The following is a 13,382-nucleotide window of genomic DNA, read 5'->3' on the forward strand; positions in this document are numbered from 1 at the left end:
ACTGACTAATGTTTGGGATCAGCTTCACTGAATTGTTGCTCGTTGCCCTAGTCTCCCTGTTAGTGCTGGGCCCCGAGCGCTTGCCAGGTGCTGCACGTGCGGCCGGTATGTGGGTAGGCCGCCTCAAACGCAGCTTTAATGCCATCAAAGAGGAACTTGCACGTGAAATCGGCGCTGACGAAATTCGTCGGCGGCTACACAGCGGACGCATTATTTCCCTAGAGGATGAGGCGCGAAAAATCTTCGCACCAACCAACCAGGAACTGACCTTGGTGGCGCACGTTACCGATCAAAAGATCGTGCCTCAGACGCCTGCGGTGGATGAATCTGCATCTGCGGTCGATACGCCGCCTCCAGCGACTCCAGCGCCTAACAATTCAAATCTCCCTAATTTGCTACCGCGAGCCTCATGAGCGAAACCCCAGAGAACGACCAACCAATGCCGCTGGTATCGCACCTCACCGAGCTGCGCTCACGACTGCTGGTCTGCGTGGCAGCGGTCTTCACCATTTTCGCCGGGTTGTTTTCCTTCACCCAGCAGATCTACACATTCGTCTCCACACCACTGCGCCAGTACCTGCCGGTAGGCGCGACAATGATCGCCACCGACGTGTCGTCGCCGTTCCTGACACCATTGAAGCTGACGATGACGGTCTCGCTGTTCCTGGCGATCCCGGTGATCCTGCACCAGATCTGGGGCTTCATCGCACCGGGCCTGTACAAGCATGAAAAGCGCATCGCCGTGCCGCTGTTGGTGTCCAGCATCCTGCTGTTCTACACCGGCATGGCCTTCGCCTATTACCTGGTGTTCCCGCTGATCTTCAAGTTCTTCGCCGCCGCCACCCCGGCGGGCGTGGAGATGATGACCGACATCAGCAGCTACCTGGATTTCGTCATGACGCTGTTCTTCGCCTTCGGCGTGGCGTTCGAAATCCCCGTGGCCGTGGTGTTGCTGGTGTGGATCGGCGTGGTCGACGTGGCCTACCTAAAGAGGATCCGCCCCTACGTGATCATCGGTTGCTTCGTGGTCGGCATGATCCTGACTCCGCCGGACATTTTCTCCCAGACCCTGCTGGCGGTACCGATGTGGCTCCTGTTCGAGATAGGTCTCCTCTTTGGAGGCTTAGTGCGCAGTCGAAATAACAATCTGGACGACGAGCCCATATGCGACCAAGATGCTCAACCTCCAGCCACCCAAGCGTGAATCCCGACGAACGTGCTATGTATCGAGACTAACCGGCTATGATTGGCGCCCCCCCCTGACGATCATAAGTTGAAAGAATGACGGCGAGGGTAGCGCTGGACCGCATAAGCGCTCAGGCCCAGGACGAGCGTGAGCAAAGTGATACGAGCGATGGCGGTCATTGTGCGAATTCCTGTTATTGGTCCGGGCTGTCGATGGTCAGGTGCTGCGGCGCGGTGGTGCTGCTCGCCAGGGGTTGGCTGCGGCCGATCCATTCACCGGCGGTGGGTTGACCGGCACGGGAGATCCGCGCCACCAGTTGGACTTCAGGGAAGTTCGACAGTTTCAGTTGCGGCATCATCGCGTCCGCATCCCCCAGCTCTACGGTCACCGGCAGGTCGGCGACGGTCAGGCGCTTGGCCGCCAGCGGGGCCGGCGGGCCGGACGCGGCGCGGGCGAAAATGAACACGCTGTCGCCTGGCTGCACCTTGGCCTTGAGCGCCGGCGCCAGCTCGACACGCACCTTGAGCACGGCGGCCGTCTTGGCGGCGGGTGCCTGGGCCTGCACCGGCGCAACCTGGCCGCCAGCAGCCTGGAGCTTCTCGGTGGCGCGGGCGATACCGCCCTGCAACGCCTCGCGGGACTTGTCACCCTCCGGCAGCTCCACCAACAGGCGGCTCCAGTAATCAATCGCGTCCTGGTAGCGTTCGCCTTCGAACGCGGCGATGCCCAGCAGGCCGAGGCTGGTGACCTCCTTGGGATCGAGCTTCAGCGCTTCGTCGGTCAGGGCCTGGACCTGGTCCGACCATTTCTTGCCATCGGCGAAGTACTGCGCCTGGGCCCACTGGCCCAGCAGTTCGGGTTGGCGGCCCGCCACCGCCACGGTGCGCTGGAAGATCTTCGCTGCATCCGCGGGCCGGTCCTGGGCCATGTACGTACGGCCAAGGAAATACAGGCCCTCGGCGTTGTCCGGTTGCGCCGCCACCGCCCGCTCCAGGCGTTGGGTCATTTCTTCCATCGACTGCGGCGCCTGGGCGAACTCACGGGTCAGTTCGACCTTGTCGCTGGCACCGAAATGCAGGTACAGCCCCAAGCCCAGCAACGGCACCAGCACGGCGGCGAGCAACGGCAAGGGCTTGCCCAGGCGCGACTCGCGCGGCGCCTCGGCGCCCTCGGTGTCGGCCAGCAGCTCACGGGCGGCTTCGGCGCGGCCGGTGTCCAACTGCGCGGCGTTGAGCACGCCCTCCTCCCGCTCGGCCTGCAGTTGAGCGACGCGCTCCTGGTACAGCGCCACGTTGAGCGCGGTACGGTCCTCTTCGCGCTGGGCACGGCGACCACGCAACACAGGAATCAACAGAAAACTCAGGGCAATCAGGAGCAGCAGACCTGCGGCGAGCCAGAAATCAATCATGCTTGGTTGTATCCAACAGTTGGTCGAGGCGCTGGCGCTCTTCGACGGAAAGCGTGTCCGGAGCAGCCGTACGTTGCACCCGACGACGACGCACGATCACGGCGATGACCACGAAGCCACCGAGCAACAGCCCGGCGGGGCCGAACCAGAGCAGCGCGGTCTTGGAGGACAAGGCGGGGTTGTAGCGCACGAACTCACCGTAGCGGTCCACCATGAAGTCGATGATCTGCTGGTTGTCCTTGCCCTCGCCGAGCATGCGGAAGATTTCCTTGCGCAGGTCAGCGGCAATCGGTGCGTTGGAGTCGGCGATGTCCTGGTTCTGGCACTTGGGGCAGCGCAGTTCCTTGGTCAGCTCGCGAAACCGCTCGCGCTCGCCCTCGTTGGCGAATTCGTACGTGTCGATGGCGGCATGGGCCACTCCCACCAGGCTCAATCCGAGCATGGCGGCTGCCAGCCAGCGCCTCATGGCTTGGCCTCGTCAACCAGTGCCTGGTATTTGGCGGCCAGCTTCTCGCGCCAGACCTGTTCGTCGATCACCCCGACAAACTTGTCGCGGATGATGCCCTTGGCATCGATGAAGAAGGTTTCCGGCGCCCCATAGACCCCCAGGTTCAGGCCCAGGGAGCCCTCCTCGTCGCGAATATCCAACTGGTAAGGGTTATGGAACTCGGCGAGCCATTTCAGCGCGTCGGCGTTGACGTCCTTGTAATTGACGCCGTAGATCACCACGCCGTTCTGCGCCAGCTTGTTCAGCACCGGGTGCTCGACCCGGCAAGAGATGCACCAGGTGCCCCACACATTGACCAGCGCCGGCTTGCCCAGCAGGTCGGCGCGGGTCAGGGTCTTGTCACCTTGCACCGAGGGCAGGGAGAATTCCGGGAACGGTTTGCCGATCATCGCCGAGGGCAATTCGGACGGGTTCAGGTAAAGCCCGCGGTACAAGAACACTGCCATCACCAAAAACAGCGCCAGCGGTAACACCATCAACCAACGTTTCATGCAGTGGCTCCCGTCACGCCCAGGGCTTCGCGCACCCGGGTTTTCACTTTGACCCGATAACGCCGATCCAGCGCCGCGAGGACGCCGCCCAGGCCGGTGAGCAAGCCACCGAACCAGATCCAGCGTACGAACGGCTTGACGTGGACGCGTACCGCCCAGGCGCCATCACCGAGGGGTTCGCCCAGCGCCACGTAGAGGTCGCGGGTGAAACCGGCGTCGATCCCGGGTTCGGTCATCACCGAGTTCTGTACGGTGTAGAGGCGTTTTTCCGGGTGCAGCACGGTGATCTCCCGGCCGTCGCGAATGACCCGCACGGTGCCTTTGTCGGACGTGAAGTTCGGACCTTCGAAATGCCTAGCGCCCTCGAAAAAGAATTGGTAGCCGCCCAGGTCCATAGACTCGCCGGGCGCCAGGCGCAGGTCGCGCTCGGCGCTGTTCTGGCTGGACAGCACCACACCGAGGGCGCAGACGGCGATCCCCAGGTGGGCGAGCTGCATGCCCCAGTAACTGCGGGTCAGGGTCGGCAGGCCTTTGACCAGACCTTTATGGCGAGTCTTGTCGAAGATGTCCCGCACGCCCGCCAGCAACACCCACGCCGCCAGCACGAACGTCGCCAGCACCGCCCAATTGAAATCGCCATAAGCGATGCCCGCCACCACGGCCAGGGCGGCGGTGCCAAGCAGCACCGGCGTGAGCATGCCCAGCAGCCATTTGACCGGCGTGTCCTTCCAGCGCACCAGCACACCGATCGCCATCACCACCATCAGAATCGCCATCAGCGGAATGAACAGTGCGTTGAAATATGGCGGGCCGACCGACAGCTTGGCGCCGGACAACGCATCAAGCACCAGTGGATACAGCGTCCCGAGGAGAATCATCGACGCCGCCACCACCAGCACCAGGTTATTGCCCAGCAGAAGGGTTTCCCGGGACCAGAGGTTGAAGCCGACCTGACTTTTCACCACGGGTGCACGCAGGGCGAACAGCGTCAGCGAGCCGCCGACCACGAACAGCAGGAATATCAGGATGAACACGCCACGCTCGGGATCCGAGGCGAAGGCATGCACCGAGGTGAGCACGCCGGAGCGCACCAGGAAGGTCCCGAGCAGGCTCAGCGAGAACGCCGCGATCGCCAGCAGCACGGTCCAGCTCTTGAACACCCCACGTTTTTCGGTGACGGCCAGGGAGTGGATCAACGCGGTGCCGACCAGCCATGGCATGAAGGAGGCGTTCTCCACCGGGTCCCAGAACCACCAGCCACCCCAGCCGAGTTCGTAATAGGCCCACCACGACCCGAGGGTGATGCCGATGCCGAGGAAGGCCCAGGCGACAATGGTCCATGGCCGCGACCAGCGCGCCCACGCGGCGTCGAGGCGACCACCGAGCAACGCGGCGATGGCGAACGCGAAGGCCACGGAAAAGCCGACGTAGCCCATGTAGAGCATCGGCGGATGGACGATCAGGCCGATGTCCTGGAGCAGCGGGTTGAGGTCGCGGCCGTCCATCGGCACTTGCGGCAGGATGCGCTCGAACGGGTTTGACGTGAGGATCAGGAACAGCAGGAAACCGATGCTGATCATGCCCATCACCGCCAGCACCCGGGCCAGCATCACTTGCGGCAACTGTCGGGAGAACACCGATACCGCGAAGGTCCAGCCGGCAAGAATCAACGCCCAGAGCAGCAACGAACCTTCGTGCGCGCCCCACACCGCGCTGAACTTGTAGTACCAGGGCAAGGCGCTGTTGGAGTTGCTGGCAACATAGGCCACGGAAAAGTCGTCGGCCATGAACGCATAGGTCAGGCAACCGAACGCGAACAGCATGAATGCAAACTGCCCCCATGCCGCAGGCTGGGCGAGGCTCATCCACAAGCGGTCGCCACGCCAGGCACCGAGCAACGGCACAACGGCCTGGACCAGGGAAAAACACAGCGCCAGGATCATCGCCAGATGGCCCAGCTCAGGAATAAACAGACCGGCATTCATCGATCAACCCTCCTTCACGGGAGCGGGAGCGGGCGCCGACTGGCCGCTGTCTTTCAGGGCCTTGGTCACTTCCGGCGGCATGTATTTCTCATCGTGCTTGGCCAGCACCTCGTCGGCCACCACCACGCCATCGGCGTTGAGCTTGCCCAGGGCGACAATGCCCTGCCCTTCGCGGAACAGGTCGGGGAGGATGCCGCGATAGGTGATGGTCACGGTCTTGTTGAAGTCGGTGACGTTGAACTTCACATCCAGCGAATCGCCGGAACGCACCAGCGAACCCTGCTCCACCATGCCGCCGGCACGGATGCGCGTGTCCATGGGTGCTTCGCCATTGGCGATCTGGGTCGGGGTGTAGAACAGGTTGATGTTCTGTTGCAAGGCGCTGAGGGCGAGGCCGACCGCCGCGCCGACGCCGACCAGGATCGCCAGGATGATGACAAGACGTTTTTTGCGCAGCGGATTCACTGACCGTTCTCCCGGCGCAGACGACGCGCCTCTTGTTGCAGATACCGCTTGCGAGCCAGGATCGGCGCCGCCACGTTGAGGGCCAGCACCGCCAGGCAGATGCCATAGGCTGACCAGACATACAGGCCGTGATGGCCCATGGCGAGGAAGTCGCCGAATGACGCGAAACTCATCGAGCGGCCTCCAGGCTGTTCTGTACTTCGGCTTTCACCCAGCTGGCCCGGGCTTCGCGCTTGAGCACTTCGAGGCGCATGCGCAGCAGCAGCACTGCGCCGAAGAAGCAGTAGAAACCCAACACGGTCAGTAGCAGCGGCAGCCACATCTCGACCGGCATCGCCGGTTTTTCGGTGAGGGTGAAGGTCGCGCCCTGGTGCAGGGTGTTCCACCATTGCACCGAATACTTGATGATCGGGATGTTGATCACGCCGACAATCGCCAATACCGCGCAGGCCTTGGCGGCGCTGTCACGATTGCTGATGGCGTTGCCCAACGCAATAAGACCGAAGTACAGGAACAGCAGGATCAGCATCGACGTCAGTCGTGCGTCCCAGACCCACCACGAACCCCAGGTCGGCTTGCCCCAAATCGCCCCGGTGACCAGCGCCACGGCGGTCATCCAGGCACCGATGGGCGCTGCGCATTGCAGGGCGATATCGGCCAGTTTCATCTTCCACACCAGGCCGACCACACCGCAGATCGCCAGCATCACGTAGACCGACTGGGCCAGCATCGCCGCGGGGACATGGATATAGATGATGCGAAAACTGTTGCCCTGCTGATAGTCCGGCGGCGCGAAAGCCAGGCCCCAGACCAGGCCGATGCCGATCAGCAACAGGGCCGCGACGCTCAGCCAGGGCAACAGTCTGCCGCTGATGCCGTAGAACCACTTGGGTGAGCCGAGCTTATGAAACCAGGTCCAGATCATTGCTATTTCCATCACAGTTGCGGCTCGCCCAAACTTGCCACCAGAACGGCATTACAGAAGAAATGGAAGCTCTTCAATGTGTTAGCTTCCAACGATATAGAAGACTAGGGAGTCGGCTGCTCAATGAACCCGCGACAAGAAATTAGGATCGTCTAATTATGGATCAGCCCTGAAAGCGATGAGATTAAATACCCCCCGAACACGCATATAAGCCTTACTTGCCACACTTATTTGCAAAGTACTCTATCCATCACACACCAAACCTAAAATTCAATTAACTCACGGACAGATCACCAAAATTCTCAACCGAATACAGAATCAAAAACTGCGTCATCGAGACAAATAAAACAGAAATCGCGATAACACTATGACTTAAATAATTGACTCAGCGAAGCATCTGAAATTACATGCGTACTTAAAAAGTAGAAATGTGCGTTCGGCGCCCATTATATGTGCCGAGACGCACCAAATTAAGGACTACAATTAATAAATCGACTAGCCCGCAACCGATCGCAGCCATTTTAAAATGTCGTCGGAATCGGTTACATCACCATACTTTTGCTGTATGTCGTACAGACTCGCTTCATGTGGCCCTTTCGCACGATCCGCACAGCAGTCCGCTGGCACAAGCACTTTGAACCCGGATTGTACAGCGTCTACAACAGTAGCGCGGACGCAACCCGAGGTCGTTGCACCTGTCACCACAACTGTATCAGTATTTGTCCCTGCCAGCAGGCTGGATAACGTCGACCCAAAAAAAGACGAGGCTCCTTTTTTTACAACAACTACATCGTTTGGCTGAATACCTGTTGCCATATCTATTTCAACTAATCGGGACCCATAGAGCAATGCAGCCATACCAGAAGATTTCTCCAACCACGGAAGCATCGGAATCTCCCCTGGATGATATGCGATTGTGGTAAATATCACCGGAAATTCTAATGCCCTTGCCAAGTCACAAATTTCTTTTGTGCGGGACATCTGGAGTGAGGCATCAGAGGCAGTTGGATATTGAAGATCAGTAAATCCATACGAAAAATCAACAACAATGATAGCTGGGTGCACGCCTCTAGACACCGGATTACCGAAACCTGCAGCGTCATATACTTCTTTTTGTGACATATAATACTCCTTGCGTCCGCACAATTTAGCAGCACGTCTACCTTTGCACTAGCTGAATTTCTTTAACAACAATGTCGCCATCAATGACCACTGGCGTATCATCAAGGAACAATGAACAGTTACGCATTGGAATATCAAGATGACAGGCGGTATCATTCGATCCGCCAAGCTCATTGTTTGGACCGGTTGAAAACATTACATTGCCGTAAAAACTTCTGAGCTCCATTCCCATTCCACCTGTAAATTGCCCCGGAACAAAGTTGTGCCATTTAGCATGTGGATTCATTCCCCAGCCTACATGACTCATTCCTTTACCACGGGGATCATTAAATGAGTCCATATAGGAATTAACGATCTGAGCTTCAAGACCGCCGCGAATATCGACTATCCAACCTTTTTCTATAGTGTAAGTTATTGGCTCCCTAACCATGAGATTTTGCGGTAAAAGAACATCACCTGGGGCGACAACTATGGTTCCATCCACACCGTCATCGTCACCGCCAGTGAATACAAACCCCGAAGGCCAATGATCCCAACGACCTGGTGTATCTGTACAAGCGTACTCTGCTATAGTAGGATAGGTATTCAGCTTGTATGTAATATCTGTCCCATGCGGGGATGTGATCCGCATATCCTTAGCGTTTTCAACTAACTCCGCTGCAATAGAAACTTTCTCTCGCAGCTCTGGAAATGGCAGCATACGGGCCAGAAGCTCAGGAGGTTCCACCGCAGTTAAAATACGCGTACCTGCCGCTTGGATTTCAAACTGTTCAGCAGAAAACAAAAGGAATACGCAGTCAATCAACATGTCGCAGTTCTTAAGCGCCTCCACAGCACCGGGTAAATCGGCAAGTCCCGTAACCCCGACAGCCCAGCCATTAGAAGGCAATGGCGAAGGTAGCCTCATATGATACATCTCGGCTCCAAGTCGCTGGCCTGCGGCCATAAATGCGTCGGCGTACGCTAGACGTTCATGCCCCTGGGTTAGAACGATCAGTCGCTCCCCTTCATGTACACCTGACATTTTCAACTGACGTAGGCATATCTCGGTAAAACTCACATGGTCCATATCGCGCCTCTCTATCGATTGCTGACTGCAGTTATGAAGCCTTCTAAATTATCCCACGGAATCATGTGCCCAGCTTCTTCAACAACATACGTCGTAGTTTGAGGAGCTAAACTAATAATCTCCGCGATATCATCAGGCTGAATAACTTCTGCTCCACCAGCTACAACGAGTTGAATAGGAAGCGTCAATTGCGCCAAGTCGGTATGAATATCATCTGTGTGGAAGCCATCGAATGCGGTTTTGACCGCTGTGTACTGGCAGGTATGTAGCCACTCAGCCCGGAGCTCGATCTGTTCGTCCGTCCAAGTCGGGCAGTAAGACCGCATTTCCATCGCCGTACAGCCTCTTTGTGCTAAACGAATGGACTCCGCATACCATGACCACTTTGCAGGATAAGGACGTCTACCTGGGCCAGAAACAGGTGGATCAACTAAGATCAATCGAGAAAACACCTGAGAATCTTTCCTAGCTGCTCGAATGGCAATTCGCGCACCCATTGAATGTCCTAAAACTACCACTCCTTCCATCCGCTGGGCTAACGCAACTAAATCATCAGCCATTGCGTCCAATGAGTAATCTAAATCACCCGATTCACTCAAACCTCTGCCTCGAACGTCTACCACGTGGACATCAAAATATTTGGCAAGACGCTCGGCCACAAACCCCCATGTTACTGCAGGAGAGGTGATACCTGGGATTAACAGCAGCGGTGAACCCGTTCCCGGAAAATGAATGATGTGCTGACGAATGCCATTTGCATAAACGTTGTACCCTTTCATTAGTAGGCACCTGAAAGAAGAGTTCCACCACCAGGAACTCGTGTAGGGAGATCTAATGCAGTTAACATCGCCCAAGTAGTAGCAACTGCGGCTGAAATAACTGGCTTTCTGGTTTGCGCCTCAACCATTGTGATGGCATTTAATGATGGCATCTGGACACATGCAGAAATAACAATTGCATCAACGTCGTCCGTGCGCATGCTCGCAATTATTCCAGGCAAATTCATTGGATCATGGGCCGCAACCGCAAGATTATCCGAGATTTCTAGTGCTCGATAGTCACCTACTTCGATACCTTCATGTCGAATGTAATCAACTACCAATTCTGTTAACGGTTTCATGTAAGGAGTAACCACAGCCACGCGCTTCGCACCAAGAGCACGGATGCCATCTATAAGCGCCCCCGCCGAGGTAATAATTGGTGTTGCTGCATCATTATTCTCGGTCACATTTCGTAAGCGCTCCGCCGATACTCGGTGATAACCATGCCCCATGGACATAATCGCGACCAGGCAAGCGTATCCCATCACGTCGACGCGAGCGTCTGATAGTTCGAGTGCACAACGATCACTGTCGCCATCCATTCGAGCTAGTTCCTCCTTCGTTACATGTTTCATACGCATACGAGATGAATGGAAAGTGAATCGCTCAGGAGCTACCAGCTCCCGCGCCTTAAGCAGCGCCGGGATCTCCGTTTCCATAGTGATATTAGAGCTTGGGACAATTTGACCAACGCGTACAACCTTCATAGCTTCCACCTTTAGACGAAGTTAATATTCAGTACCGCGCATAAACCAAGATTTGAATTATTTATTTACCTTCCAAAGCCATTTGTACCAGACTACCGCCCGCCGCAGCCCTCCTAGATAATCCATCCTATGCATGGATAGAATCACCTTGACCACGAACATAAAGGTCTTATGAGTGTGGCCCTACCAGCACTCACATATACCACGCAGTTATATAACTCAAAAAACCGACTCATTGACCCAATCAATTATAATTGCTGCGATATCGCTACTATTTTTCTCAGACATCATCATATGCCCATTACCTAAAACCCCGTAATCCTCAAGGAGAAAATGAGTGACGTCGTAATTTTGGTCTTGTAAATACTTTGCGGCTTTCAAATTTGCTTCTCGCATCCAACTAGCATGCCCGGTCACCAATGCGACTGGACGCTCATAAGGATCATGCGAGCCAGAGAATTCAACTGCACATAAACCATTTTCAAAATCTCCTAGTGAGTGTTGAAGGCCCGGATAGCCTAACGGCTCGACCGCGACTACAGCTTTTACCCTCGCCCCCCCTATTGCTGCCAATGCCCAGCCACATGGCCCACCTGCCGAGTGCGAGACTAAAATCGTGTCTCCAGTTACTTCAAACAACTGAGGTGCAATCGCTTCTACATGCTTTTGAGCTGCGGCCAGCGTTGTTGCCATTACTCCTTGGCTTGCCATGAATCTGTCTCCAGCGATTGGCTCATGATCCGGCCACTGATCATGATGCCTCGACTCCGGCCAGAGATTCTTGATTTTGGGCTCTACGAACCTTGGATAAAGCGTTTCATAGTCTGGATGCGGTACGTGAGCCCCTAAAATCTCACTGTTCCAACTATTTCGTCCATGACCAGGCCTATCTAATATAAATACTGGAAAACCTGCTTGCAGGAAATTATGAACCCATCCTGGACGCCCATCTGGAGTAGTTAAAAACTCTGAACCCTGCCCTCCACCACCATGTATAAATGTCACCGATACTGGCAGGGGATTAGCAGGCATAAACCATTGAACATAGGCGCTTACACCTGGATAGCTTTTACCCGCACTAAAGTGCGGAGGACTAGTCAGAAACTTTCCGCCAAAATCGGTAAGTTTGTAGTACATATTGCCACCACCACTGAGCAAGAAGACGTTGTCCGTGCCGACCGGATACCAGAGTGACACTTACTCACGCCTGTTGGGCGGGACCCAATAACGTATAGAACAATTAATAAAACAGACCACTAAACAACCATTGAAAACCTTGCTTCATCAACAGATGACAGGCTCGCAAAATTTTATTATTGAACTATAGCAATCAGAATCCCACCAACTAATCAGCCGTCTACAGAAAGGTTTCCATAGTCTCTGGAAAACGTAAAGCATCGCGCATCCTATCTATATCCTTTGAAATGCTTCTAGTGTTGTTTACCCAGTCATTTTTTCCTTCACCAGGCTTCTGATGATATAAATTACGCAAATTGTCGCTTGCTCTAGGTGATACCAGTTCAATAAATTTCCGTCGGCGGTCGGCTTCGAACACGTCGAGAATGTCTTCACTACGACCGTCGTGTATGACCTGATTCAACACCGATGTTAGTGCAAAGGCGTCGAACATGCCCCCCGTCAAACCAAGCCCTCCAGTTGGGTTGGTTACGTGTGCAGCATCACCTATAAGGATCACACGACCATTGCGCATTCTATCCGTAACGCGCTGGTGCATTCTATATGGTGAGAAGGCGACTACTTCGTATGGATCGTTCGTCGGCAACAACTCTTTAAACACTTGATCGATGCGCCCACGAATGCCTTCCATAGGCAAGTTCGGATCTTCCATGAAAGTGACCCGCCATAGAGAATCAGCATCGATATTGCATATTACAGATCCATACACGTCGTCCACTTGCATAGTAGTTTTTCCAAAACCAAGCTTGTCAAAGTCGAACCTGGTATTTGTAGCTACATATCGTTGCGGCCAAGTTATGCCAAAGAAATTTTGATTCAAAACCTCTCGACGCACGAAGCTATTAGCGCCATCAGCTCCGATTAACCAATCCCCTTCGACAATCACGCCCGGCGACTCGCCCCCAAGAACTACCCGAACAGACCGCGGGCCCACTTCGCAATCAACGACTGGCGATGAGTATCGCACTTCAACATTCGGCAAGGCTTTGAGATGCTCGATTAGTATCCTGGAAAGCTTGTCCTGACCCAAATGCAGCGCGTAAGGCAATTCAACATCGCCCTCAAGACAACTGAGGTCCCAGAAGATCATTTCACTGGTAGAGTGAACGCGCCATGCAAAATTCTGCCTCATTAAACCAGCCGCGACGCAGTCATCAAGCACGCCCAACCGCTTCAGGTGTGGCAGTACCGGAAAATGATAAACGAGCGCGCGCGGACTATCGCTGGGTTGGCTCTCAGCTTCCAGCACCACCACATTTGTCCCCGCCTTTGCTAGGCCCAAGGCAGTCAGCAGCCCTACCGGCCCCCCTCCTACGATAATTACGCGCTGTTTCATGCTCATTGTGCTTCCTCATTTTTTGGGCGAATGCCTTGTTATGCGCTTAGGCGTGGGCACTTAAGGGCGCCGACACCTTGGGCTCCAGACGATACAAAAACAATTATATGGCTGTACATATAGTTGTCAACTCAAAACTGATGTAGTCATCGGTGCGCTCAC

General features: G+C 55.5%; 15 protein-coding genes. 2 read left to right on the forward strand and 13 right to left on the reverse strand.

Annotated features, from left to right (window positions below):
• Nucleotides 1–8: 8 nt before the first annotated feature.
• Together tatB and tatC are read left to right on the forward strand one after the other, a co-directional pair.
• Nucleotides 9–413: a Sec-independent protein translocase protein TatB gene (tatB, locus tag NY023_RS21235; RefSeq protein WP_013973853.1), complete on the forward strand. Its 405-nt coding sequence runs from the start codon at nt 9–11 to the stop codon at nt 411–413.
• Nucleotides 410–1,204, forward strand: a complete 795-nt coding sequence (tatC, locus tag NY023_RS21240) for a twin-arginine translocase subunit TatC (protein WP_013973854.1) — start codon at nt 410–412, stop codon at nt 1,202–1,204. Before tatB ends, tatC begins: the two co-directional genes overlap by 4 nt.
• 175 nt (nt 1,205–1,379) lie before the next feature.
• Here tatC and ccmI read toward each other — a convergent pair whose 3' ends face one another.
• The 13 genes from ccmI to hspB all read right to left on the reverse strand — a co-directional run bounded on the left by ccmI (nt 1,380) and on the right by hspB (nt 13,226).
• Nucleotides 1,380–2,594: a c-type cytochrome biogenesis protein CcmI gene (gene ccmI, locus NY023_RS21245; protein WP_013973855.1), complete on the reverse strand. Its 1,215-nt coding sequence runs from the start codon at nt 2,592–2,594 to the stop codon at nt 1,380–1,382.
• A complete protein-coding gene (locus NY023_RS21250; RefSeq protein ID WP_013973856.1) occupies nt 2,587–3,060 on the reverse strand; it encodes a cytochrome c-type biogenesis protein in 474 nt (157 codons plus the stop codon). Before NY023_RS21250 ends, ccmI begins: the two co-directional genes overlap by 8 nt.
• On the reverse strand, nt 3,057–3,593 hold the full coding sequence (locus tag NY023_RS21255) for a DsbE family thiol:disulfide interchange protein (RefSeq protein WP_024087610.1): 537 nt from the start codon (nt 3,591–3,593) through the stop codon (nt 3,057–3,059). The genes NY023_RS21250 and NY023_RS21255 overlap by 4 nt, the downstream gene beginning before the upstream one ends.
• Nucleotides 3,590–5,578 carry a heme lyase CcmF/NrfE family subunit gene (locus NY023_RS21260; RefSeq protein ID WP_013973858.1) on the reverse strand — a complete coding sequence of 663 codons (1,989 nt, stop codon included), beginning with the start codon at nt 5,576–5,578 and terminating at the stop codon, nt 3,590–3,592. The genes NY023_RS21255 and NY023_RS21260 overlap by 4 nt, the downstream gene beginning before the upstream one ends.
• Nucleotides 5,579–5,581: 3 nt before the next feature.
• Entirely contained in the window at nt 5,582–6,043 is a 462-nt protein-coding gene (ccmE, locus tag NY023_RS21265) for a cytochrome c maturation protein CcmE (RefSeq protein WP_013973859.1), read from the reverse strand.
• Entirely contained in the window at nt 6,040–6,216 is a 177-nt protein-coding gene (ccmD, locus tag NY023_RS21270) for a heme exporter protein CcmD (protein WP_007939192.1), read from the reverse strand. The genes ccmE and ccmD overlap by 4 nt, the downstream gene beginning before the upstream one ends.
• Nucleotides 6,213–6,968: a heme ABC transporter permease gene (locus tag NY023_RS21275; RefSeq protein WP_024087611.1), complete on the reverse strand. Its 756-nt coding sequence runs from the start codon at nt 6,966–6,968 to the stop codon at nt 6,213–6,215. Before NY023_RS21275 ends, ccmD begins: the two co-directional genes overlap by 4 nt.
• A 495-nt stretch (nt 6,969–7,463) precedes the next feature.
• The gene (locus NY023_RS21280; RefSeq protein ID WP_013973861.1) at nt 7,464–8,090 is read right to left on the reverse strand and encodes an isochorismatase family protein; all 627 of its coding nucleotides are present in this window, start codon (nt 8,088–8,090) and stop codon (nt 7,464–7,466) included.
• Between the two features lie 37 nt (nt 8,091–8,127).
• Nucleotides 8,128–9,159 (reverse strand): dioxygenase, encoded by a 1,032-nt coding sequence (locus NY023_RS21285; protein ID WP_013973862.1) that lies wholly within the window; start codon nt 9,157–9,159, stop codon nt 8,128–8,130.
• Between the two features lie 11 nt (nt 9,160–9,170).
• The gene (locus NY023_RS21290) at nt 9,171–9,938 is read right to left on the reverse strand and encodes an alpha/beta fold hydrolase (protein ID WP_013973863.1); all 768 of its coding nucleotides are present in this window, start codon (nt 9,936–9,938) and stop codon (nt 9,171–9,173) included.
• Entirely contained in the window at nt 9,938–10,639 is a 702-nt protein-coding gene (locus NY023_RS21295) for an Asp/Glu racemase (protein WP_135848050.1), read from the reverse strand. The genes NY023_RS21290 and NY023_RS21295 overlap by 1 nt, the downstream gene beginning before the upstream one ends.
• Nucleotides 10,640–10,906: 267 nt before the next feature.
• The gene (locus NY023_RS21300; RefSeq protein ID WP_046816067.1) at nt 10,907–11,824 is read right to left on the reverse strand and encodes an alpha/beta hydrolase; all 918 of its coding nucleotides are present in this window, start codon (nt 11,822–11,824) and stop codon (nt 10,907–10,909) included.
• Nucleotides 11,825–12,044: 220 nt separating this feature from the next.
• Nucleotides 12,045–13,226 carry a 6-hydroxy-3-succinoylpyridine 3-monooxygenase HspB gene (gene hspB, locus NY023_RS21305; RefSeq protein WP_013973865.1) on the reverse strand — a complete coding sequence of 394 codons (1,182 nt, stop codon included), beginning with the start codon at nt 13,224–13,226 and terminating at the stop codon, nt 12,045–12,047.
• Between the last annotated feature and the right edge of the window lie 156 nt (nt 13,227–13,382).

Source organism: Pseudomonas sp. NBB (assembly GCF_032701105.1).
Lineage (GTDB): Bacteria > Pseudomonadota > Gammaproteobacteria > Pseudomonadales > Pseudomonadaceae > Aquipseudomonas > Aquipseudomonas asiatica.